The following is a 22,775-nucleotide window of genomic DNA, read 5'->3' as shown; positions in this document are numbered from 1 at the left end:
GGGCGTCGCTGTAGACGCAAAACGGAGCCGCCGATGACGAGAATCGATTTTCACTCGAACGTCGGCGATTCGCTACTGTATGCGTGCCGCCTGATCCGCAAGGCGTATCAGGCGGGCCAGCCGACCATCGTGCTGGCCGAGCCCGCGCGCCTGCGGGCTTTCGACGAGCAGTTGTGGACGTTCTCGCCCCTCGACTTCGTGCCGCACTGTATGGCGGGCACGCCGCTTGCCGCGCAAACACCGATCGTGTTGACATCGAACCTCGATGATGTGCCGCACCATCAGGTGCTGCTCAACCTCGGCGCCACGGTGCCGGCGCAGTTCGCGCGCTTCGAACGATTGCTGGAAGTGGTCGGTAACGCACACGACGAACTCGCGGCAGGCCGTGAACGCTATCGTTTCTATCGCGATCGCGGCTATGCTTTGAACAACTACAAGCAAGGCAGCTAGGCCTCGTTCCGCCCGCGCCGCGTGGTGTTTTGTCGGATGGATTCGACGCGTACGCGGCCTGCTTCAGCTTGGACTCAACACGGAGAGCGCGCGTGTCCGATCCCAACGATAGTTCGATCCCGGTTCTGCACGAGATTCTCGTACCGGGCAATCCTGCCCAGGCGCGCCAGGCGCCGGCTACGCAGCCGGTGTCCGATCCGGAGCGTGCGCAAGAACCGGTCTTTGCAGCGGAACCCAGGCACGAGCCGGAGCCCGTGCTTGCACCAGAATCGTTGCATGCGCCGGAAACGCTGCATGCCAGGGAGGAGCCAACGCTCGCACCGGAGCCTATGCATGTGCCGGAGCAAGCCCATCCGGCAGAGGCCGCCCACCCGAAAAAACGCGCCAGGGCACACCACCACGCTGCCGATCACCGGCACGGACATGAACCCGCCTTTGCGCCGTCAGCGGGCGTCTTCGACCGCGCTGAACCCCATGCGCCGATCGAGGCGGGCGCGATCGTGCCGCCGGATACCACTCACGAAGCACTCGTGCAGCCGCAGCCGAATCTCGATGCCGATGTTATCGCCGAACGTCTGCGTGGACGGTTCGCGGGCTTTCTGACAGGTGAAGGGCGCGGCATCATCGAAGCTCGCTGCCGCGAGGCGTTGCAGGATCACACATCATGGCTCGTGAACCAGATTACCCGCGAAGTGGCGCTGGCGCTGGAGACCGAATTGACCGGCTGGGTAAGGGAAGCGGTGGATCAGGAGATCGCCCGGCGCTCGGGCGGCGCTTGAAAATGGCAGAGGGCGCGCCTTTATCCGGGCGTGCTCGCCGCTTTGTCGAGCGGCATTCAGCGGTCGTTCGGGTCTTCGTTCAGGCGTCTTATTTAAGCGTCGTTATTTAAGCGTCATCACCCAGCTCGCCAGCGTAGCCGCCTGGTCGGGCGTGAGTTGCGTATTCGCGGGCATCGGCACCGTACCCCACACTCCCGAACTGCCATCCAGAATCTTGTGCTTCAGATAGGTGGCGGCATCTTCGCGGCCGGCGTATTTTGCGGCGACGTCGTGCAGCGCCGGTCCCATGAACGGGCGCGTCACCGAATGGCAGCTCATGCAGTTCTGCTGCTGGGCAAGCGCGAGTCCGGCGGCGGCCTCCGCGTGCGCTGCCGGACTGCCGGCGCTTAACGTAGCGCTCAGCACAACGGCCGCTGCAAGCGCTGCATACGACATTGATTTCATTCTGGTCTCCGTCGGTGCAGGTGCCCGACTCGTGGTGCTCGCATTATAAAAGGAAAGGGGCGCACGGTTTCCCGTGCGCCCCTTTGCGCTTTTTCGTAGCTGACGTAGCCTACACAGCTTGTGCGGCGTCGAGCGGTGCTGCGGGTTCGTCCCGGAGAACCGGGGCGAATCGGCGCGCGCTCAATGCGCGCTTAGCCCGTCACTGCACCCTTGTTGGCCGGCAGCGCCAATGCGGAGTACTTCGCCAGCACGCCACGCGTGTAACGCGGCTTGGGTTGCTGCCACGCGGCGCGGCGGCGCTGCAGTTCGGCGTCGTCGATATTCAGTTGCAGGAGCAACTGGTGCGCGTCGATCGTGATCGAGTCGTCTTCCTGCACCAACGCGATCGTGCCGCCCACGAAGGCTTCCGGCGCGACGTGACCGACCACCATGCCCCATGTGCCGCCCGAGAAGCGGCCATCGGTGATCAGGCCGACGCTTTCGCCGAGTCCCTTGCCGATGATCGCCGAGGTCGGCGCGAGCATTTCCGGCATGCCGGGGCCGCCCTTCGGGCCGAGGTAGCGCAGCACGACCACGTCACCCGCTTTGATCTTGTCGGCCAGGATCGCTGCGAGCGCGCTTTGCTCGTCGTCGAACACGCGGGCCGGGCCGGTGATGACCGGATTCTTCAGACCGGTGATCTTGGCGACCGCACCGTCGACGGCGAGGTTGCCCTTCAGGATCGCAAGGTGGCCTTCTTTATAGAGCGCCTGCTCGATCGGGAAGATTACCTGCTGATCGGCGCGCGGCTTGCTCGGCACGTCCTTCAGTTCTTCAGCGATCGTCTTGCCGGTGATCGTGATGCAGTCGCCGTGCAGCAGACCCGCGTCGAGCAGGATCTTCATGACTTGCGGAATGCCGCCGGCCTTGTGCAGATCCGTCGCCACGAACTGGCCCGACGGCTTCAGGTTGCAGATCACCGGCACTTTCTTGCGCATGCGCTCGAAGTCTTCAATGGTCCATTCCACTTCAGCCGCATGCGCGATGGCGAGGAAGTGCAGCACCGCGTTGGTCGAGCCGCCGGTGGCCATCAGCACGGCCACGGCGTTTTCGATCGACTTCTTCGTGACGATGTCGCGCGGCTTCAGATCCTTCTTGACCGCTTCGACCAGCACGCGCGCCGATTCGGCGGCCGAGTCGACCTTTTCCTGATCGGGGTTCGCCATCGTCGACGAATACAGCAGCGACATACCCAGCGCTTCGAACGACGAGCTCATCGTGTTGGCGGTGTACATGCCGCCGCACGAACCCGTGGACGGGCACGCGTTCTTTTCGACCCCTTCAAAATCTTCCTGCGACATCCGGCCGGCCGTGAACTCGCCCACGGCTTCGAACGACGACACGATGGTCAGGTCGGTGCCCTTCCAGTTGCCCGGACGGATCGTGCCGCCATACACGTAGATGCTCGGCACGTTGGTCCGCAGCATGCCGATCATGCCGCCCGGCATGTTCTTGTCGCAGCCGCCGATCACGACCACGCCGTCCATCCACTGGCCTTGCACGCAGGTCTCGATACAGTCGGAGATGACTTCGCGCGACACGAGGGAATACTTCATGCCTTCGGTGCCCATCGACATGCCGTCCGAGATCGTCGGCGTGCCGAAGATCTGCGGATTCGCGTCCGCGCCCTTGACCGCGGCGACCGCCGCGTCGGCGAGGCGCTGCAGGCCGGCGTTACACGGCGTGATGGTCGAATGGCCGTTGGCGATGCCGATCATCGGCTTGTCGAAATCTGCCTTTTCGTAGCCGAGTGCGTAGTACATCGAGCGGTTCGGTGAACGTGCCACGCCTTGCGTGATGTTCTTCGAACGACGGTTGTATGCCATGGGGAGCTCCAATCTGTTTTGTTTTGATCCGTGCTGCGTGTGCGGGACTCAGGTGCTGCCGCAGGGGCTGCGCCGGCGCTGCCAAGCGTTACCAAGGCGTTGCCGGCGGCGTCGGCCGATACGGCGGTTCAGCTCAGTTCAGTTTAGTTCCGACGCGTTGCGCTAGCGTGCAGTTTTGCAAAGCGTGTGTCCAATATATTATTCAGGCTCGATTAGGTCGTAAAATATATTAATCATGTTGCCCGCTATCCCTGACCTACGCCAATTGCGCTATTTCGTGACCGTCGCCGAAGAAAAGCACTTCGGGCGGGCGGCCGCGCGTCTTTCCATGACGCAGCCGCCGTTGTCGCAATCGATTCGCGCGCTGGAGGAAACGCTCGGCGTCGAGTTGTTCGCGCGGACCAAGCGCTCGGTGGAACTGACCGCGGTGGGCGCTGACCTGCTGCCTGAGGTGCAGCGCCTGCTGGCGAGCGCCGAAGGGCTGAAACCTCTGGCGCAGAGTCTCGCGCGAGGCGAGACGGGGACGCTGTCGCTGGCCTTTGTTTCGACGGCCGATTACGGCCTCCTGCCGTTGCTGTTGCGCGATTTCGGCGCGCGCCATCCACGGGTGCGCCTCGAACTGACCGAAGCCACCAGCGACGTGCAAGTCGACGAACTGATGGCCGGGCGCATCGACGCAGGTCTCGTGATCGCGCCGCTGCCGTCGCGCCATGCCACCCAGCTTTCGTGGCTGCCCATTGCCCGTGAGCCGCTAGTAATCGCGATGTCGACGGACATGGCGAAGCGGGTGGGCAGCGCCATCGGCTCCGAGGCCGACCCGAGTTCAGAGTGGCTAGACACGCCCATCAGCCTGCGCGACGTCGCCGACGCACCGCTCGTGATCTTCCCAAGACGTTTGGCGCCAGGCTTTTATGACATCATTATGGATTGCTACGGCGTGGCGGGCCTTGCACCCCGGGTCGGCCAGGAGGCGATCCAGATGCAGACGATCGTGAGCCTTGTGTCGGCCGGGATGGGCGTCGCACTGGTGCCGCAATCGTTGCGTAACCTGCGGCGCACCGGCGTCGTGTACCGGCCGCTCTCTGAATCGGTACCGGCGATCGAAACGGGGTTGGTCTGGCGCACGGCGGAGGTGAGTCCGGTGCTGGCCGGCTTCATCGAGATCGTGCGAGCGCATGCGGCCACTCTCGAGGCGTAATTCGCGGCGCCTCGTATTAGGCCCGGCGCTGCGGCGAACGCATTGCAGGCCGAACCGTCCAATGCATGCGCCGCATGGTACGCACACCGCCGGCTGCGACTTGAAACTCGACTAGAAACCCGCTTCTGAACCTGAACTGCCCATAACAACACGATGCTCATTCACCCGAATTTCGACCCCGTTGCCATTCATCTGGGGCCGCTTGCTGTGCGCTGGTATGGACTGATGTACCTCGTTGCGTTCATCGCGGCGATCGTCGTCGGCCGCTTACGGCTGCGTTTGCCATACGTTGCCGCGCAAGGCTGGACCGTTAAAGATATCGACGACATGCTGTTTTACGGCGTGCTCGGTACGATTCTCGGTGGCCGGCTTGGCTACGTCTTGTTCTATAAGGCGAGTTTTTACTTCGCGCATCCGCTCGACATTTTCAAGGTGTGGGAAGGCGGCATGTCGTTTCACGGCGGCTTCCTCGGCGTGACGTTGGCGATGGTGCTGTTCGCGTATCAACGCAAGCGCTCGTGGCTGCAGGTCACGGATTTTGTCGCGCCGATGGTCCCGACCGGGCTTGCGGCAGGGCGCCTCGGTAATTTCATCAACGGCGAGTTGTGGGGCCGCGTGACCGATCCGGCGGCGCCGTGGGCGATGCTGTTTCCTGGCGCCGCACCGGATGACGCCGCGTGGCTCACCGCGCATCCGCAACTGGCCGCGCAATGGCATCTGAACGACGTGTTCGCGCAATATCACATGCTGCCGCGGCATCCGTCGGAGTTGTATGAGATTGCGCTGGAAGGCGTGGCGCTGTTCTTCGTGCTGTTCTTCTTCTCGCGCAAACCGAAGCCAATGGGCGCGATTTCCGCGGTGTTCCTGATCGGCTATGGCCTCGCACGTTTCACGGTGGAATTCGCGCGTGAGCCCGATGACTTTCTTGGCTTGCTCGCAATGGGTCTCTCGATGGGCCAATGGCTTTCGCTGCCGATGATCCTCGTGGGCATCGGAATGCTGGTCTGGTCCTATCGCCGTGCGCGGCGTGAATCGGCGCAGGCGATTGGTGCTAATTGAGCGCTCAGGTTTAGTGTGCCGGCGCGATTCTGTCGGGGCTGCGCCGCGAACTGGCGCGGCCGGTTAACGCAAACTGATCGCTACGTTTTATCGTAGTGAGCAGCCAATGAAAAAAGCCACGGCATGCCGTGGCTTTTTCGTTTGCGGTGGGACGTCTAGCGTAAAACGCCTTACTTCATCTGCACGGAACCCGACACGTTGACCGTTACGGTCGATGTGCCGCCTTCAATCGGCACCGGTGCAGACGCCTTCGCATCGGCGCTCATTGCGCGTGCGCTCATCATCACCATGGGACGCGGCATGACGCCGTTGTGCCCGACGTTGACCTCACGAATCGAATAGCTGCTGTAGCCGAACGCCTGCGCCGACGAAGCGGCTTGCTCGCGGAACGACTTGATGGCTTCGCCGGTGAGCTTCTGCTCGGCGGCACGCTGCGCTTCCGGCGACAGCGAGAACTGCACGTTGCCCACCTGCATGATCGATGCCATCTGGCCCGCGAGCTTCGACGCCGCGGCGAAGTCGTGCGATTCGAGCACAATTTCGGTACGGCCACGCCATGCGGAAATGCGGCCATCACGATCGGTGGACGGGTAGATCGAGAAGGAACCGGTGCGAGCCGTTACGCCGTTCACACCCTTGGCTTTTTGCAGCGCGGAGTCGGCGCGCTGGTTCAGCGTCGACGTGAGCACGGACGGATCGCTTGCTTCCTGCTCATAGAACAGCGTGATATCGACGACATCTTGCGGCACTTCCGCGCTGGCTTGGGCATTCAGCGACAGCACGCCCGCGGGTTGATACTGCGTCACGCCTTGCGCGCGAGCCATGGCCGGCGTCAGTGCGAGCGCGGCAGGTACGGCGCATACGAGAGCGAGGGCGAGTGCACGTGCGGTGTTTTTCGTCATTGTTGGACTCCTTGCTTGAACAGGTTGTGCACGATTGGAGCGAACGCTGTGCGATGGCACAACGTTTGCGAGTCCGTTAGGCGCTTGTAACCTGAGCTTGGTTCCCTAATTTGACGTTTGCTCAACGTTTGCCTTCATCTGCGCGCAGATTTGAGCATGACGCAAGCGACAACAGGTCACATGTGCGTATGCAAGGTCAAACAAGGCGCTTTGTGATGAAGCGCCATTCGGCTTCGGTCACCGGCGTAATCGACAGGCGGTTGCCTTTGACGAGCACGCGCATGTCCTTCAATTCTTCATGTTCGCGCAGCGCGGCAAGCGGAATCAACGGAATCTTCTTCTTGAACACCACATCGACAAGTAGCCAGCGCGGCGTTTCCTGCGACGACTTCGGGTCGTAGTAGGGACTCTTCTTGTCGAATTGAGTGGGGTCCGGATAGGCGGTCGACGATACTTCCGCGAGCCCTGCAATGCCCGGCTCCGGGCAACTGGAGTGATAGAACAGCACACCGTCGCCGACCTGCATCATGTCGCGCATGAAGTTGCGTGCCTGATAGTTGCGCACGCCTGTCCACGGCAGCGTATGGTGCGGTGCGTGGGCCAGATGGTCGATGCTTGCTTCGTCCGGTTCGGACTTCATTAGCCAGTAGCGCATGAATCGAATTGAACGTTAAGGGTTTGAAGAGTCAGAAGAAAAATCGAGGCCCAAAGAAAAACGGCACCGAACCGAAGTCCGATGCCGTTTGAATAAGGTCCCCGCCTTAGCCGCTAGGCCGGCATCCTGAACCGGGGGTTCAGAATTGGTCGCAGTTAGCAGCACTTCGGGTACATCAGACAGAGTGACGCGCACACCCGTGCTACAAATTTCCACAACCGTGCACATGGCATTGGTTCAAGGAATATATGACCTTGGCGAACCAGGCAGGGAAGACAAACCGATTGAATTCAAAACGTTTGCATGAGTCTCGGCTCGTGCACCTCGCTTGAATTCGCAGCCGGTCTCAGGACCGGCTACAAGATATTTACTGCATGCTGTACTGCTGAATCACAGTACCCAGTTGTTCGTTCATTTGATGCATTGTACGCCGGATTTCTTCTGCGGGAAATGCTTCTCCGTGCCGCACGCTGCTTTGCAGCTTAAGCAGTTCTGATGCCAGCGACAGTGCAGCCATGACGGCAATGCGATCCGTGCCGCGCACGTTGCTGCTATTGCGGATCTTCGACATCTCGGCGTCGACACGTGCCACCGCTTCAAGCAGCGCGCCTTCGGTTTCCGGCGAGCAGGCAAGGCGATAGGGCACGCCGAGAATCGATACTTCGATCTGCTTGGTGGTCATGCATTTTCTCCATGGCGGGTGACGTCGCGCTCCGCTTCGGCCTCATGCGGCTCGGTCTCGAGCAGATCGAGCTGATTGTCCGGCTCGCTCTGTGCGCGGGCCCGCGGCAGCTTTTCGAGGATCGCATTGAGGCGCACCTGGGCGTCATCGATCTTTGCCGACAGTGCGTCGCGTTCCGCCTGCAGCGCGTCGCGCTCCTCGCGCATCAACGCGAGTTCGGTGCGCGTGGCTTCTGCTTCGGCACGCGTTTGGGCGAGCTGATCTTCGAGCGCGAGCCGCGCTTCATTGTGGCGTTGGCTGATCGCGATCAGCTTGCCGATATTCTGTGAAAGTGATTCGAGTTCGGTGAGCATCTGCTGCGTCCTCTAAAGACATCGCATTTTAGCGCGGAATGTCGCAGGTTCCGACAATTGTCTCGTTTCGAGACGTAACAACATCGCTTTGTGCAGGCTTTTATCGACCATACGATGAAAAACGACGCGCGCATCGGACAATAACCTGCACTTAACAGAACGGTTTGCGCACGGATTAACCATTCTTGACGGACCTGAAGGCCGCTCCTAAACTTGCCGCACTCTGGTGCCCGCGCGCGCTTTTCCACAGTGCGCGCAGTTAAACGGGAAGCAGGGCGCGTGCCTCGCCTGAGCGCGCGAACCTGCGCTGCCCCCGCAACGGTAAGCGACCGCATTCGTCATGCAGGTCGATCCTGATCGCGTGTTTGAAGCTGAACACGCGAGTGTGCCACTGCGCGTCATGCGTGGGAAGGCGGGATCGATGTGTCGCCAGCCCGGATACCGGCCAGAGAGAGAGGGTCGTCCCCGCGCAAACGTAAAACAGCGCGGGCGCCTCGTTACGCATCGGCCTGCGGGGAAGCGGGCCGCGCACGCTATCCACAGGAATATCATCCCATGCTGTCCCCCATCGCTCGCGCGGCGTTGCTCGCCTTTGCGAGCCTGCCGCTCGTCGTGCATGCTCAAGCTGCTGCGTCTTCTGCGTTGCCGTCTTCATCTTCGTCTTCCGCTGCCTCTGCCTCTGCCGATACGGGCTCGGCCGGTTCGTCATCCACGGTGCTGTCGCCCGTTGTCGTCACCGCGGAGCGCGGGCCGCAACCGCTTGCCGATGCGATCCCGCAGACCACGCTATTCGACCAGCAGGACATCGCCGATACGAGTGCGACCGATTTGCCCGGTCTGCTGCAACTCGCACCCGGCGCGCAGATTTCGCGCACCGGTGGGCCAGGTTCCACTGCGAGCCTGTTTCTGCGCGGCGCTTCGTCGACGCAATCGCTTGTGCTGATCGACGGCGTGCGAGTCGATTCGGTGAGTCTCGGCACGTCGCAACTCGCGCAGATTCCGCTCGACCAGATCGATCATGTCGAAGTAGTGAATGGCAACGTGTCCGCGTTATACGGTTCGGGTGCAATCGGCGGCGTGGTGCAGGTATTCACCAAAGACGGTGGCGACCATCCGCCGCGTTTCAATTTTTCGGTGGGCTATGGCAGCTATCACGCGCAGACACAGCAAGCCGGTGTAAACGGCGCGCTGGACAAAGACGGCAACACGACCTTCAGCATTTCGCTCGCGCGCTCGAAAGACGATGGATTCTCCTCGCTCAATCCGTCACAGGCGCCCGGCGCGAATCCGAACGCGAACGGCTATCTGAACGAAAGCATCTCGGCTTCGCTGCGTCACAAGTTCAACGACAAATGGGACGCGGGCGTCACGTATTTCCAGTCGAACGGCAATAACAGCTACGACAACGCGTACGGTGTGCCGACCGATCTGAACAACCTGTATAGCAAGGTGCGCCAGGTGTCGGTGTTCGCTAACGGCAAGCTGACCGATTGGTGGGCCACGCACTTCATCGTTTCCGAAGGCGACGACCGCAGCGTGTCGAATACCAACGGCGTCTACAACGGCCGCTTCGATACCGACAATCGCCAGTACACATGGCAAAACGATTTCGCGCTTGCCGCGCAGCAGAAACTGCAGGTCGGCTATGAGCATCTGGATCAGAGCCTCGACTCGGATACGTTCGCCGCGCCCGACCGGCATGTGGACTCGGGCTTTGTCGGTTACACGGGGCGCTTTGGGCGCAATCAGATTCAGGCCAATGTGCGGCGCGATCAGTATTCCGATTTCGGCGGGGCGAACAGTTACTATCTCGGCTACGGTTTCGACATCACCGAGCATTGGAAGGCGACTGCAAGCTATTCGGATTCATTTCGCGCGCCGAGTTTCGACGATCTGTACTATCCGTACAGCGGCAATCCGTCGATCCAGCCGGAGCGCAGCCATTCGATCGAAGCTGCGTTGCAGTACGCATCGAACGCGCTTGGCGTGATGCGCCTGAGCGCGTTCCAGACGCGCTATTCGAATCTGATCGACTACGAACAGGTTACGCCCGGCATCTATCTGGCTGAAAACGTCGGCCATGCCAAGGTGCAGGGGCTCGAAGGATCGTGGAGCGGCCATGTGGGCAAGACGGATGTGCGCGCGTCAGTGACGCTGCAAAATCCCGTCGACCTCGATAGCGATACCGATCTCGTGCGGCGTGCGCGGCGCTTCGCGTCGCTGGCGGTGAACCGCAGCATTGCCGGGTGGCGGGTCGGCGGCGAATGGATCGTCAGCGGCGCGCGTGAAGATAGCAGCGGCACGCTGGGTGGCTACGGGGTGGTGAATCTATCCGCGCGCTACAACATCACGAAGGCGTGGTACGTCGCCGCGCAGATCCAGAACCTGTTGAACAAGGACTATGAAACGGCCTATTCGTATAACTCGCCGCGACGCGGTGCGTATGTCACGGTCGGATGGCAGCAGCAATGACGCGCGTACCTGCATGAGAACGCGCCGATGAACCGCAGCTCGAGCCCGCTGCCCACGACCCCGTTGCGCGTGATGAGCGCGAAGCGCGCGGCCGCGATCTGGCTCGTGCTCGCGGCAATCGCACTGGTTGTGCTGATGGCGTCGCTCGCGCTCGGCAGCGTATCGCTCGCGCCTGCGCGCGTGCTGGCGGCGCTGCTGCCTTCGCACGCGTCGCATGTCGAGTCCGGCGATCTGGCGGGCGAGATCGTGCGCACGCTGCGTTTGCCGCGCGCGCTGGCCGGCTTCGCGTGCGGCGCGTTGCTTGCGCTGGCCGGTGCGCTGCTGCAAGTGCTGTTGCGCAACCCGTTGGCCGAACCCTACGTATTGGGCGTGTCGGGCGGGGCGGCGACATTCGCGCTGGTCTCGATGATCGCCGGTTGCGCGTGGTGGATCGTCGACGCCAGCGCATTTGCCGGCGCCTTCGTGTCGATTCTGCTGGTGCTCGGCCTCGCACGCCGCGAGTTGTGGCGCGGTGAGCCGCAGGATACGTCGCCGCGTTTGCTGCTGACCGGCGCGGTGATCGCGGCCGGCTGGGGCGCCGTCATTACCCTGTTGCTCAATCTTGCGCCGGACAATCGTCTGCGTGGCATGCTGTTCTGGCTGACCGGCGACCTCAACGGCGGCGCGATGCCGTGGACGGCGCTCGCCGCGCTCGTCGTCGTGCTGGTGGCGATCGTGCCTGCTGCGCCGCGTCTGAACGTGCTGCTGCGCGGCGACGCCGCCGCGCAGGCGCTTGGCGTCGCCGTGATGCCGCTGCGCTTGCGCGTGTATCTGGCGGCGTCGCTGGCGGCGGCTGCGGCGGTGACCACGGCGGGCACGATCGGTTTTGTCGGCCTGGTGGTGCCGCATATGCTGCGGCTCGCGTTCGGCAACGATCAGCGCATGTTGCTGCCGGCGGCGGCGCTCGGCGGCGGTGTCGCGGTGATGGGCGCGGACTTGATCGCACGTACCGTGATTGCGCCGGCTCAATTGCCGGTCGGTGTAATCACGTCGATCGTCGGCGTGCCGGTGTTTCTGTGGATGCTGTTGCGCAGGCGCCGATGATGAACGCACACAACGCATACAACGCCCAGAACGCCCCGCATCCGGCGCTTAGCGTGCAACGCCTGACCTTGCGTGCAGGCATGCGCACCTTGCTCGACGCCTTCACGCATACGTTTTACGCCGGCGAGATCTGGTGTATCGCCGGGCCTAACGGCGCGGGCAAGACGACCTTGCTATCCACGCTCGCCGGTCTGGCGCAGCCGTTTGCGGGTCATGTCGAACTCGACGGCGTGCGTCTCGCCGACTGGCAGCCGTTGCCGCTCGCGCAGCGTCGCGCGCTGATGCCGCAAAGCGCGGCGGACGCCTTCAGCGCGAGTGTGCTGGACATCGTGATGCTGAACCGCTTTCCGCATCTGACCGGCTGGGGTTGGGAAGGCGAGGCCGATCGTGCTGCGGCGCATGCCGCGCTGGATGTCCTGGGCCTCGCCGCATTCGCCGCGCGCGACGTGCTGTCGCTTTCGGGCGGCGAACGTCAACGCGTTGCTCTCGCGGGGGTATTGTGCCAGGACGCACCGTTGTTGCTGCTCGACGAACCGCTCTCGCATCTGGATCTGCATCACCAGATCGATTGTCTCGAGGCGCTGACCGCCTGGACACGCAAGCCTCGGCGTACAGTAATGTTTTCGTGCCACGACCTGAACCTCGCGCGCCGCTTCGCGACGCATGCGCTGCTGCTCGACGGCAACGGCGGCGCGTATGCCGGGCCGGTGCACGACGTGCTGACGCCCACGCTGACGAGCCGTGCGTTCGGCTATCCGTTGATTCTGATTCGCGACGGTGAGCATGAAGCGTTGATTCCCGCGCCGCGTTCGCGTCACGAATTGACTGCGGCTGATGACACACCGGCAGGCTAAGCGGTTTATAAAAACACTCTCTTTTTCAGACACGTCTATGACTTCTTTGCCAGGTTTGCCGGGATTGACCGAGGTCGAACCGCTCGATCAAACGCTGCGCGCCGAACTGCAACACATCATCGATACCAAGACCAAGCCGCCCGGCAGTCTTGGGCGGCTGGAAACGCTTGCGCGCCAGATGGGGCTGATCCAGCGTACGACGCATCCCACGGTCGAACGTCCGGCGATGATCGTGTTCGCCGGTGACCACGGAATTGCGCAGGAAGGCGTGAGTCCTTATCCGCAAGCGGTGACCGCGCAAATGGTCGCCAACTTTCTCGCCGGCGGCGCGGCGATCAATGCCTTGAGCCGCGTGTCGGGTGTCGAGCTCGAAGTGGTCAACGCAGGCGTTGCGACGCCGCTGCCGTCGACCGACGGTCTCATCGACATTCCCGTCGCGGCCGGCACGCGCAACTTCGCGCATGAACCCGCCATGACGCACGAACAGGCGCTTGCCGCGATGCAGGCGGGCGCGGCTCGCGTGCGGCATCACGCGGCGCTCGGCACCAATGTGATCGGCTTCGGCGAGATGGGCATTGCGAATACGTCGTCGGCCGCGTGCATCATGAGCCGCCTGTGCGGTGTGCCGATCGACGAATGCGTCGGCCGCGGGACCGGCCTCGACAACGCAGGGCTTGCGAAAAAGCGCAACGTACTCGCCTCCGCGCTCGCGCATCATGCCGTTTCCAATGATCCGCTCAACGTGCTCGCCACCTTTGGCGGCTTCGAAATCGCCATGATGACGGGCGCGTATCTCGCGGCCGCACAAGCGCGTATGACGATCCTCGTCGACGGTTTCATCGCGACCTCGGCATTGCTGGTGGCCGACGCATTCGCGCAGAACGTGCGCGAGTATTGCGTGTTCGCACATGCGTCGAACGAGGCGGGGCATCGGCGCATGCTCGATCATTTCGGTGCGCTGCCATTGCTCTCGCTCGATATGCGTCTCGGCGAAGGAACGGGCGCGGTACTCGCCGTGCCGCTGCTGCGCGCGGCGGTGGCGTTCGTGAACGAGATGGCGAGCTTCGAATCGGCCGGTGTCGCGAATCGCGATGTCTGATCCGTCATACAAGGCGCTTTTCTGCGAAACGCAGTCATGCGGAAGCGTGCGTCCGGTTTGCTCATGAATCCGCTCGCCGAACTCCGCTATTTCTTCACGGCACTCGGCTATTTCACGCGCGTGCCGGTGCCGCGCTGGGTCGGCTATGAGCCGCACTATCTGAATGCGGCCGCGCGTTATTTTCCGCTCGTCGGTCTATTGGTCGGTGGATTGAGCGCGCTGGTTTATCTCGCGGCCTTGCATGTCTTTCCGGCGGGCGTGGCGGTGCTGCTGTCGATGCTGGCGTCGCTTCTCGTCACGGGTGCGTTTCACGAGGACGGACTTGCCGATTGTGTCGATGCGTTCGGTGGCGCCTATACGCGCGAGGACGTGTTGCGCATCATGCATGACTCGCGCATCGGCGCTTTCGGCGCCATCGCGCTCGTGATTGCGCTAGCACTGAAGTGGCAAACGCTCACCGCGTTGCCGCCGATGCGCGCCGCAAGTCTGATGATTGCAGCGCATGCCGCGAGCCGTGTGTTCGCCATCAGCTATCTGGCCACACTCGATTACGTGCGCGCCGAAGGCAAAGCCAAACCGGTTGCGCAGCGCCTGAGCGGCCCCGCGTTGCTCTGCGCAGCGACGTTCGGTTTGCCGCTGTTGTTCTGGCCGAACCTGCTGGATTCGCCGAATTGGCGCTTCGCCTGCGTAACGCTCGCCGTACTGGCGGCACTGCGCTTTGCACTCGGCCGCTATTTCGTCAGACGCATCGCCGGCTATACCGGTGACTGCCTCGGCTTCGCGCAACAGATCTTTGAACTGAGCATCTACCTTGTGGGGCTCGCATGGATATCGTCCTGATTCGTCATCCGGCCGTCGCGCTCGATTCGGGAGTGTGCTACGGCCACAGCGACGTGCCGCTTGCCGAGAACGTCGAGGTGTCGGCGAGTGCTCTTGCGCTGAAGTTGGCAACCTTGCAGATACCACCGCCGCGTGTGCTGATGTCGAGCCCGTTGACGCGTTGCGCGACCCTCGCCGCGGTCATGGCGAACGATTTCGGTTGTGCGCTCAGCCATGACGATCGTCTGAAGGAAATGAATTTCGGCGATTGGGAGGAGCAGCGTTGGGACGCGATCGATCGCGAATTGCTCGACGCCTGGGCGGCCAACTTCGAGCACGCGCGTGCGCATGGCGGCGAGAGCGTCGCGCAATTCGTCGCGCGGGTGCGGGCGTGGTTCGACGCGTTTGCGCAGACGCGAGAGTTGTCGCCTGCATATGTGGTCACCCATGCCGGCGTCATGCGGGTGATCGCTTCGCTGGTGCTGGACGTGCCGCTGGAAAGCTGTCTGCGCTGGTCACTGGAGATGGCAGGGATTGTCTGGCTGCGCCGGGATGATGAGACGCAGAAGTGGTCGTTGGTGAGATGGAATGTGTGAGGGAAGGGTTGGGTCCCTGCAGTCCGCGAATTGCGTCAGTCCCACCCTATTCGTGACACTTTTTCAGGAAATTTGTCGCGAAAATAAAAATCGCGACACTTTAAGACGTAAAAAGTGTCGCGATTCACGCTATTTGTGCCACAATGTCATGAAAAAGTGTCGCGATTAGGATTTATCGCGACACATTGGCAAGAGGTGGCGTGCATGAACAGTAGTGGCATCAGGCAGGAATTGGATCTGATCGAGCAGCTCATCGGGGCAAGCGCCGAAGGGCGAGGCGTTCGTGCGCTGGCCGCGGCACTTGCCACGCGCCGCCATCCCATGCAACGCCGCACGCTGCAACGTCGTCTCGACGTATTGCTCGAAGCGGGCCGGATCGTTTCCGAAGGTGCCGGCCGGGCGGTGGCCTACAAGCAGGCTGCCGCGCCAGGCACGGCTGTTTTCCCCGCACAGGGTATGGCTGGCGCAAGCACTTCCGGCGAGGCCTACGTGCCCGTATCGAGCGCGGGCCTCGAGGTGCGCGCGGACGTGAACAGGCCGCTGCACGAGCGCCGGCCGGTCGGCTATAACCGTGCGTTTCTCGAACGCTATCGTCCGAATCAGGACGCGTATCTATCGCAAGCGCAGCGTGAACGCCTGCATGAATGGGGCCGCACGTCAGCGGATGTACGGCCGGCCGGCACATACGCACGCGACATCATGAGCCGGCTTCTGATCGATTTGTCGTGGGCGTCGTCGCGGCTCGAGGGCAATACTTACACACGGCTCGACACCGTGCGGCTGATCGAGCAAGGGCACATTGCGGAAGGCAAGGACGCCCAGGAAACGCAGATGATCCTGAATCACAAGGCCGCGATCGAAATGATCGTCGAGAGCGCGGACGAAGTCGGCTTCAACAGATTCACCGTACTGAACCTTCACGCGATTCTTTCCGACAACCTGATGTCCGACCCGTTTGCCAGTGGCCGTTTGCGCGCGCGCGAAGTGGAGATCAGCGGCACCGTATTTTTTCCGCTCGCGGTGCCGCAGCAAATCGCGGAATGTTTTGAGGCGGTGTTGAACAAGGCCGCCCAGATCGACGATCCCTTCGAGCAGGCTTTCTTCAGCATGGTGCACCTGCCTTATCTGCAGCCGTTCGAAGACGTCAACAAACGGGTCTCGCGTCTGACCGCGAATATCCCGCTGATCCGGCAGAATCTGTGTCCGCTATCGTTTATCGACGTTCCCGAAAAGGCCTATGTCGACGGGACGCTTGGGGTGTATGAGGTCAATCGCGTCGAGTTGTTGCGCGACGTTTTCATCTGGGCGTACGAGCGCTCGTGTCAGCGCTATCTGGCGATTCGGCAGTCGATCGGCGAACCGGACGCGTTTCGCCTCAAGTACCGCAATGCGTTGATACAGGTGGTGCAGGAGGTGATCCGCGGTAGCCTAGCCGGTACGCGCGGCGAGATTGAAACGCTTGCGCAGAATTGGGTGGATGCGGCGGAGGTATCTTTGTTCGTCGACGCGATCCAGTCCGATCTCGATCAACTCTATCTGGGCAATGTCGCGCGTTATCGGTTGCGGCTTTCCGAATTCGAGCGCTGGCCGTTCAAGCGGGCGGACGCCGTTTCGCATTAACGCGGTGCTGCCTGCTTCACGACTTTCGCCACGGCATCACGGCGCGCCGTTCTTCCTCCGCGAGCGCGCTATTTCAAGGTCTTCGCACATTTGCTTCGCCCCTTGCGCGATCCGAGGTGCCGGCCGGTTGATCAGATCGCCGTCGATGGCGAACAGATTGTTGTCCGCCACGGCTTTGAGACTCGGCCACGCGCGCCATGTGTCGAGTTGCGGCAAGGTTGTGTCCGGTTTGGTTGCGCCGGGGGCTGCGGTGACGATTGCTTCCGGATTCGCCGCGAGCACTGCTTCAGTCGAGACGGTCGGCACCAACGGCTCGAGTGTCGCAAACACATTGCGGCCGCCGCATAGCGCAATTACATCGCTGACCATATGTTCGCCGTTGAGCGTCATCAATGGCTGATCCCACACCTGATAGAACACGCTGACAGGCGGCCGGCTTGCATACTGCGTGCGCAATCGTGCGATGTCCTGACGGTACGCTGCTGCTGCGGCATCGGCAGTCGGCGAGGTGCCGAGCAACTGACCGAGCTTCGTCAGCGACACGGCAACGTCGTCGAGACGATGCGGCTCGCTGAAGAACAGCGGCACATGCATCTCGCGAAGACGATCGAGCTGGCGCTGCGCATTGCCATGCCGCCACACGACGATCAGATCGGGCTTCAATGCGACGATCCGTTCGAGGTCGAGCGCCTTGTTGTCGCCGACGCGCGGCAGTTGCTTCGCTGCGGGCGGATAGTCGCTATAGGACACGGCGCCGACCAGTTTCGCGCCGCCGCCCGCGGCGTACAGCAGTTCGGTCACGTGCGGCGCGAGACTGATAACGCGTTGTGCGGGAGCGGGCAGCGTGACGGTTGCGCCGGTGTCGTCCGTGACGGTGATGGCGGCGTGCGCGTGCAGCGTGCTTGCAAAAAATGCCGTGGCGACGACGAAGCGTGAGAGTCGAATCATCGGACCGCCTCGCGCAGACTCTCTTCAAAGCGGGCCCATTCTGTGTCGCTTGCAGGCAGCCCGAAACGCACGCTGCCCGATGCCGTAAAGAGGCGTGTCCACACGCCGTGTTGCGCTAACGCTTCATGCAGCGCGGCGGCGCGCGCATCGTCGGTCCACGCGAAGAGCGGCGTGCTGTGCATGGCGAAACCGTGTGCATGCAACAGACTCACCAGACGGGCGCTTTCGGTATCGAGGCGCGTACGCATCTGCTGCTGCCACGCCACGTCTTCAAACGCGGCTTTGACGGCATGGCGAGCCGGACCGCTAACCGTCCACGCGCCGAGCGTACGACGCAATGCGTCGAGCAAAGCCGGCGCGCCGAGTACGAAGCCCGCGCGAACGCCGGCGAGTCCAAAGAATTTTCCCGGCGAACGTAGCACGATCAACCCGTCGCGATAGGTATTGGCCGCGAGCGACGCCGAGGGCATCGTATCGGCAAAGGCCTCGTCGATCAGCAGCGTGCCGCCGCGTGCGGCGAGTTGCGCATGCCAGTGCAGCAGCTTGCCTGCGCTTAGATGCTCGGCGGTCGGGTTGTTAGGATTCACGACGACCACATGAGTGAGCGCGTCGGGCAACGTGTCCCAGGACACATCCAGCGGCAAGACCTCGTGTCCAGCACGCTCGAATGCGGGTGCATATTCGCCGTACGTGAGCGGCGCGATGCCGACCTGAGCGCGTGGTAAAAGTGACGGCAGCGCGCGAATCGCTGCCTGGCTCCCTGCTACGGGCAGCACATGCGCGGCATCGGGCGCAGCATAGTAGCGCGCGGCACAGGCGGCAAAACCGTCGCCGTCGTCCGGCAGGCGGCGCCACGCATCGGCGGGAACCGGCGGCACCGGATAGCCGTGTGGATTGATGCCCGTCGACAGATCGAGCCATTGCGCGTACGGAATGCCATAACGCTCAGCCGCTTCGTGCAGATTGCCGCCGTGAACCACGGCCTGATCCCCGGCGTGAAGCGCGGCGCCGGCATCGCTCCTGTGGCCAGCCTTTCGATCAACCATGAAAGGGCACACTCAGCAACGCCAGCACGATCAGTACCGCCAGCCAGAGAATGACCGTCCGTTCGACCAGCATCAACGCGGCCGTGACGTGCGTAGCCTTTGCGGGATGTCCGAAGCCGAGCGTCGGCCTGTGTTCGAGCTCGCCGTGATACATCGCGGGGCCGCCGATCAATACGTTCAGACTGCCCGCGCCCGAGGCCATGACCGGCCCGGCATTCGGGCTGTCCCAACGCGGCGCCTGTTCGCGCCAGCAGTGCAGCGCGGTGCGCGTATCGCCGAGCAACGCGTAGCTCGCCGCGGTGAGGCGCGCGGGAATCCAGTTGAGCACGTCGTCGATGCGCGCGGCGGCCCAGCCGAAGCGCAAATAGCGCGGCGTGCGATAGCCCCACATGGCGTCGAGCGTGTTGGCCAGACGAAACCCCAACGCACCCGGACCGCCCGCGATCGCGAACCAGAATAGCGCGCCGAAGATGGCGTCGTTGCCGTTTTCGAGCGCCGATTCGACGGCGGCGCGCGACAGCGCCGCTTCGTCGGCATGCGTGGTTTCGCGCGATACGATGCGCGAGGTCAGGAGACGGGCTTGTGCCAGATCTCGCCGTGCCAACGCCTCGGCGATCGGCGCAATGTGATCGTGCAGACTGCGCGCGCCGAGCGCGAACCACAGCAAGACGACATGTACCGCACAGGCCGCAAAAAACGGCAGCACGGAGACGAGCCACCAGGCGATCAGCACCGGCGGCATCACCGCCAGCGACCAGGCGAGCAGCCCCTTGAGACGCAAGCGCCGGCCGGTGTTGTAGCGCGTTTCGAGGCGCAGCGCCCATTTGCCGAAGCCGACCAGCGGATGCGCGGTGCGCGGCTCGCCGAGCCAACGGTCGACGGCGACGCCCGCCGTCGCCAGCGTGACGATCAGAGGCAGCGACAGCATCACGCGCCGCCCGCTGTTTTCAAGGCGAGCGGCAAGCCCGCGACCATCATCGTGACCTGGGTGCTCAACGCGGCGATGCGCTGATTGAGCCGGCCGAGTTCGTCGACATAGAGGCGTGTTTCCGCGCCGAGCGGCACCACGCCCAGGCCGATTTCATTGCTGACCACGATGATCTTGCCTCTGGCGGTAATGAGCGCCGCTTCGAAAGCGGCGAAGTGCGCGTGATAGTGATCGACCGGCAAGCCGTCGCCATCAGGTGGGCACAGCAGGTTGGCGAGCCACAGCGTCAGGCAGTCGATCAGAATGCAGTGACCGGGCGCGTCGAATTGCGTGACAGCGCCGGCAAGGTCGACGTCTGCTTCATGCAACGCCCAGTGCGCCGGACGCCGCTCGCGATGATGCGCGATGCGCGCGCTGAATTCGGCGTCATCGGCCGCGCGCGCGGTGGCGATGTACGTGACGGGGAGCGCGCTGTCGTTCGCCAGTTGTTCGGCATGCACGCTCTTGCCCGAGCGGGCGCCGCCGAGAACGAAGGTGAGGTCGCGGGGAATCATCGCGTGATTGTACCGGCGTGCAGCGCGTGGCGGCACGATGGGATAATGCTGCGTTTACCGCCGAACCCAATATTCCGTGACCACCACTTCGAACCCGCATGACGCCGTACCTGTGCCGCGCGGCACGCTGATGATTCAAGGCACTACGTCCGATGCGGGCAAGAGTACGCTCGTCGCGGGTTTGTGCCGGCTGGCGCGCCGCGCCGGCGTGCGGGTCGCGCCGTTCAAGCCGCAGAATATGGCGCTCAATAGCGCGGTGACGGTGGACGGCGGCGAGATCGGCCGCGCGCAGGCGTTGCAGGCGGTGGCCGCGGGCATCGCCGCCCACACCGATCTGAACCCGGTGTTGCTCAAGCCGACCAGCGACCGCGGCGCGCAAGTGATTATCCACGGCAAGGCGCGCATGAATCTCGATGCGCGCGCGTATCACGACTACAAGCCGGTCGCCTTCGAGGCGGTGCTGGCATCGTATGCGCGTCTGCAAGCGGCGTACGACACGATTTTTGTCGAAGGCGCGGGTAGTCCTGCGGAAATCAATTTGCGTGATCGCGATATCGCCAACATGGGTTTCGCTGAAGCGGTCGATTGTCCGGTCGTGCTGGTGGCTGACATCGACCGTGGCGGGGTGTTCGCGCATCTGACCGGCACCCTCGCATGTCTATCGGACAGCGAGCAGGCGCGTGTGCGCGGCTTCATCATCAATCGTTTTCGCGGCGACGTCAGTTTGCTGAAGCCCGGGCTCGACTGGCTCGAAGCGAAGACCGGCAAACCGGTGCTCGGCGTGGTGCCGTATCTGCACGGTCTGACGCTCGACGCCGAAGACATGCTCCCGCCCGAACTGCGCGCGGCGCACAGCGGTGATACGAACCGGATGTTGCGGGTGGTCGTGCCGGTGTTGCCGCATATCAGCAATCACACCGATTTCGACGCGTTGCGTGCGCATCCGCAGATCGATTTTCACTACGTGCGAAGCGGCACGCCGCTTCCGCCGGCCGATCTGATCATTCTGCCGGGGTCGAAGAATGTGCCGGGCGATCTGGCCTTTCTGCGTGCGCAAGGCTGGGACGCGGTGCTGCAGCGGCATCTGCGCTACGGCGGCCGCGTCATCGGAATTTGCGGCGGCATGCAGATGCTTGGACGCGAAGTGGCCGACCCGCATGGTGTGGAAGGCGCGCCTGGAACGAGCGCGGGCCTCGGCTGGCTCGATTACTCGACGGTGCTCACGCGCGAAAAAACGCTCAAGAACGTGACGGGGCGCCTCGCGTTGCCGGGGTCGCCCGAGGTGAGCGGCTACGAGATTCACATGGGTGAGACGCAAGGCCCGGCGCTCGATTCACCCGCGCTGCAATTGGGCGAAACGCCAAACGCGCGTCCTGACGGCGCAATCTCGGCCGATGGGCAAATTCTTGCCACCTACGTGCACGGTCTGTTCGATACGCCGGCCGCGTGCGCCGCACTGCTTGCGTGGGCTGGATTGCGCGACGCGGGGGAAATCGACTACCCGGCGTTGCGTGAGGCCTCGCTGGATCGCCTGGCCGACACGCTTGCCGAGCACCTCGATCTTTCGACGCTTTTTGCCGCGATTGGCTGATCGACACTAGCGGGATGTCGGCGATTAAATCCTAATGGGAAATAATCAAAGCCTAAGAATGGGTTTTTCACCTCATTTGGTTCGAATAGAGTCTTGACGTCGACGCCCGATAGCGGGCTGTCTCTCTCGTAAAGGACTCTTCATGAACTCGAACCGCTCCGCCGATCTGGCCGCCTTGATCCTTCGTCTGGCCTTGGGCGTCCTGTATCTCGCACACAGCTTGCAGAAGATCTTTGTTTTTACGCTGCCGGGAACGGCGCAGTTTTTTGTTTCGCTCGGCTTGCCCGGCTGGCTTGGTTATGTGACGGCGTTCGTCGAATTGTTCGGCGGTATCGCGTTGCTGCTCGGCGTGCAGGTCCGCTGGGTCGCGTTGGTGCTGCTGCCGTTCATGCTCGGCGCCATGTCGCAGCATCTGCATAACGGCTGGGGGTTCGCGTCGCCGCACGGCGGCTGGGAATATCCGGCTTTCTGGGCGGTGACTTTGGCTGTGCAATCGCTGCTCGGGGGGGGGCGCGCTGGCGCTGAGCGGTGTGAAGGCGTCGCGTGCTGTGGCCGCTTGATACGTTTGAGGGACCGGGCGGGTGGGCTGGCAGTCCTGGCGCACCCGCAAGGCATCAAGCCAACCGAGAACCTGGGAATTTTGTACCCAAGCACCCAGCGTCACGCCGTTCCGTCACTCCACCTCGCCAGACAATAAAAAAGCACACGCCGCAAGGCCGTGTGCTTTTTTTATCGCGTTGACCCGGGAACGTCCCAGATATTTCGGGTCTTTCTCCAC

General features: G+C 62.8%; 23 protein-coding genes, 1 other RNA gene and 1 riboswitch. Of the genes, 13 read left to right on the top strand and 11 right to left on the bottom strand.

Going from position 1 to position 22,775, the window contains the following annotated elements; all coding sequences use genetic code 11:
• The first annotated feature begins 33 nt into the window (after positions 1-33).
• Together PQQ95_RS02590 and PQQ95_RS02585 are read left to right on the top strand one after the other, a co-directional pair.
• Positions 34-450, top strand: coding sequence for a DNA polymerase III subunit chi (locus PQQ95_RS02590; RefSeq protein ID WP_408434643.1), 417 nt, complete (start codon positions 34-36; stop codon positions 448-450).
• Between the two features lie 92 nt (positions 451-542).
• Positions 543-1,229: a DUF2486 family protein gene (locus PQQ95_RS02585; RefSeq protein WP_408434641.1), complete on the top strand. Its 687-nt coding sequence runs from the start codon at positions 543-545 to the stop codon at positions 1,227-1,229.
• A 102-nt stretch (positions 1,230-1,331) separates the two neighbouring features.
• Here PQQ95_RS02585 and PQQ95_RS02580 read toward each other — a convergent pair whose 3' ends face one another.
• Both PQQ95_RS02580 and ilvD read right to left on the bottom strand, forming a co-directional pair.
• Entirely contained in the window at positions 1,332-1,673 is a 342-nt protein-coding gene (locus PQQ95_RS02580) for a c-type cytochrome (protein WP_408434639.1), read from the bottom strand.
• 191 nt (positions 1,674-1,864) lie between these two features.
• Entirely contained in the window at positions 1,865-3,538 is a 1,674-nt protein-coding gene (ilvD, locus tag PQQ95_RS02575) for a dihydroxy-acid dehydratase (RefSeq protein ID WP_408434637.1), read from the bottom strand.
• Between the two features lie 235 nt (positions 3,539-3,773).
• Between ilvD and PQQ95_RS02570 the strand changes: the two genes are divergently transcribed.
• Both PQQ95_RS02570 and lgt read left to right on the top strand, forming a co-directional pair.
• The gene (locus tag PQQ95_RS02570; RefSeq protein ID WP_408434635.1) at positions 3,774-4,736 is read left to right on the top strand and encodes a LysR family transcriptional regulator; all 963 of its coding nucleotides are present in this window, start codon (positions 3,774-3,776) and stop codon (positions 4,734-4,736) included.
• Between the two features lie 153 nt (positions 4,737-4,889).
• On the top strand, positions 4,890-5,795 hold the full coding sequence (lgt, locus tag PQQ95_RS02565; RefSeq protein ID WP_408434634.1) for a prolipoprotein diacylglyceryl transferase: 906 nt from the start codon (positions 4,890-4,892) through the stop codon (positions 5,793-5,795).
• A gap of 170 nt (positions 5,796-5,965) precedes the next feature.
• On the opposite strand, the gene PQQ95_RS02560 is transcribed toward lgt, so the two are convergent.
• The 5 genes from PQQ95_RS02560 to PQQ95_RS02540 all read right to left on the bottom strand — a co-directional run bounded on the left by PQQ95_RS02560 (position 5,966) and on the right by PQQ95_RS02540 (position 8,387).
• Positions 5,966-6,697, bottom strand: coding sequence for an SIMPL domain-containing protein (locus tag PQQ95_RS02560; protein WP_408434631.1), 732 nt, complete (start codon positions 6,695-6,697; stop codon positions 5,966-5,968).
• 196 nt (positions 6,698-6,893) lie between these two features.
• Positions 6,894-7,352, bottom strand: coding sequence for an EVE domain-containing protein (locus PQQ95_RS02555; protein ID WP_408434628.1), 459 nt, complete (start codon positions 7,350-7,352; stop codon positions 6,894-6,896).
• 94 nt (positions 7,353-7,446) lie between these two features.
• Positions 7,447-7,628: non-coding RNA, 6S RNA (ssrS, locus tag PQQ95_RS02550), on the bottom strand.
• Positions 7,629-7,719: 91 nt separating this feature from the next.
• Complete coding sequence (locus PQQ95_RS02545; protein WP_028200473.1) at positions 7,720-8,034, bottom strand: cell division protein ZapA; 315 nt, start codon at positions 8,032-8,034, stop codon at positions 7,720-7,722.
• Positions 8,031-8,387 carry an ATPase gene (locus PQQ95_RS02540; RefSeq protein WP_408434625.1) on the bottom strand — a complete coding sequence of 119 codons (357 nt, stop codon included), beginning with the start codon at positions 8,385-8,387 and terminating at the stop codon, positions 8,031-8,033. The genes PQQ95_RS02545 and PQQ95_RS02540 overlap by 4 nt, the downstream gene beginning before the upstream one ends.
• 207 nt (positions 8,388-8,594) lie before the next feature.
• A riboswitch (cobalamin riboswitch) is annotated at positions 8,595-8,851 on the top strand.
• Positions 8,852-8,942: 91 nt separating this feature from the next.
• Here PQQ95_RS02540 and PQQ95_RS02535 point away from each other — a divergent pair.
• The 7 genes from PQQ95_RS02535 (at position 8,943) to PQQ95_RS02505 (ending at position 16,930) form a co-directional block, all read left to right on the top strand.
• Complete coding sequence (locus PQQ95_RS02535) at positions 8,943-10,859, top strand: TonB-dependent receptor domain-containing protein (protein ID WP_408434622.1); 1,917 nt, start codon at positions 8,943-8,945, stop codon at positions 10,857-10,859.
• Between the two features lie 27 nt (positions 10,860-10,886).
• Positions 10,887-11,942 (top strand): FecCD family ABC transporter permease, encoded by a 1,056-nt coding sequence (locus PQQ95_RS02530; protein WP_408434619.1) that lies wholly within the window; start codon positions 10,887-10,889, stop codon positions 11,940-11,942.
• On the top strand, positions 11,939-12,796 hold the full coding sequence (locus PQQ95_RS02525; protein ID WP_408434616.1) for an ABC transporter ATP-binding protein: 858 nt from the start codon (positions 11,939-11,941) through the stop codon (positions 12,794-12,796). Before PQQ95_RS02530 ends, PQQ95_RS02525 begins: the two co-directional genes overlap by 4 nt.
• 37 nt (positions 12,797-12,833) lie before the next feature.
• Positions 12,834-13,895 (top strand): nicotinate-nucleotide--dimethylbenzimidazole phosphoribosyltransferase, encoded by a 1,062-nt coding sequence (gene cobT / locus PQQ95_RS02520; protein ID WP_408434613.1) that lies wholly within the window; start codon positions 12,834-12,836, stop codon positions 13,893-13,895.
• Between the two features lie 63 nt (positions 13,896-13,958).
• The gene (locus PQQ95_RS02515) at positions 13,959-14,735 is read left to right on the top strand and encodes an adenosylcobinamide-GDP ribazoletransferase (protein WP_408435309.1); all 777 of its coding nucleotides are present in this window, start codon (positions 13,959-13,961) and stop codon (positions 14,733-14,735) included.
• A complete protein-coding gene (gene cobC / locus PQQ95_RS02510) occupies positions 14,720-15,310 on the top strand; it encodes an alpha-ribazole phosphatase (RefSeq protein ID WP_408434610.1) in 591 nt (196 codons plus the stop codon). The genes PQQ95_RS02515 and cobC overlap by 16 nt, the downstream gene beginning before the upstream one ends.
• A gap of 204 nt (positions 15,311-15,514) precedes the next feature.
• The gene (locus tag PQQ95_RS02505; protein ID WP_408434607.1) at positions 15,515-16,930 is read left to right on the top strand and encodes a Fic family protein; all 1,416 of its coding nucleotides are present in this window, start codon (positions 15,515-15,517) and stop codon (positions 16,928-16,930) included.
• 36 nt (positions 16,931-16,966) lie between these two features.
• Here the strand turns inward: PQQ95_RS02505 and PQQ95_RS02500 are convergent, their stop codons facing one another.
• Genes PQQ95_RS02500 through cobU form a run of 4 tightly spaced genes read right to left on the bottom strand, consistent with a single transcriptional unit; the run spans position 16,967 to position 20,406 of the window.
• A complete protein-coding gene (locus PQQ95_RS02500) occupies positions 16,967-17,878 on the bottom strand; it encodes a cobalamin-binding protein (RefSeq protein ID WP_408434604.1) in 912 nt (303 codons plus the stop codon).
• The gene (cobD, locus tag PQQ95_RS02495; RefSeq protein WP_408434601.1) at positions 17,875-18,924 is read right to left on the bottom strand and encodes a threonine-phosphate decarboxylase CobD; all 1,050 of its coding nucleotides are present in this window, start codon (positions 18,922-18,924) and stop codon (positions 17,875-17,877) included. Before cobD ends, PQQ95_RS02500 begins: the two co-directional genes overlap by 4 nt.
• Positions 18,917-19,852, bottom strand: coding sequence for an adenosylcobinamide-phosphate synthase CbiB (gene cbiB / locus PQQ95_RS02490; RefSeq protein WP_408434598.1), 936 nt, complete (start codon positions 19,850-19,852; stop codon positions 18,917-18,919). Before cbiB ends, cobD begins: the two co-directional genes overlap by 8 nt.
• Positions 19,852-20,406: a bifunctional adenosylcobinamide kinase/adenosylcobinamide-phosphate guanylyltransferase gene (gene cobU, locus PQQ95_RS02485; RefSeq protein ID WP_408434595.1), complete on the bottom strand. Its 555-nt coding sequence runs from the start codon at positions 20,404-20,406 to the stop codon at positions 19,852-19,854. The genes cbiB and cobU overlap by 1 nt, the downstream gene beginning before the upstream one ends.
• A gap of 130 nt (positions 20,407-20,536) precedes the next feature.
• Between cobU and PQQ95_RS02480 the strand changes: the two genes are divergently transcribed.
• Both PQQ95_RS02480 and PQQ95_RS02475 read left to right on the top strand, forming a co-directional pair.
• Positions 20,537-21,997 carry a cobyric acid synthase gene (locus PQQ95_RS02480; protein ID WP_408435307.1) on the top strand — a complete coding sequence of 487 codons (1,461 nt, stop codon included), beginning with the start codon at positions 20,537-20,539 and terminating at the stop codon, positions 21,995-21,997.
• Positions 21,998-22,139: 142 nt separating this feature from the next.
• The gene (locus tag PQQ95_RS02475; protein ID WP_408434592.1) at positions 22,140-22,694 is read left to right on the top strand and encodes a DoxX family protein; all 555 of its coding nucleotides are present in this window, start codon (positions 22,140-22,142) and stop codon (positions 22,692-22,694) included.
• Positions 22,695-22,775: the final 81 nt, after the last annotated feature.

The sequence above is a fragment of the Paraburkholderia caffeinilytica genome (genome assembly GCF_046030355.1).
Classification (GTDB): domain Bacteria; phylum Pseudomonadota; class Gammaproteobacteria; order Burkholderiales; family Burkholderiaceae; genus Paraburkholderia; species Paraburkholderia caffeinilytica_B.
This window is presented reverse-complemented; position numbering and strand designations above follow the sequence as displayed.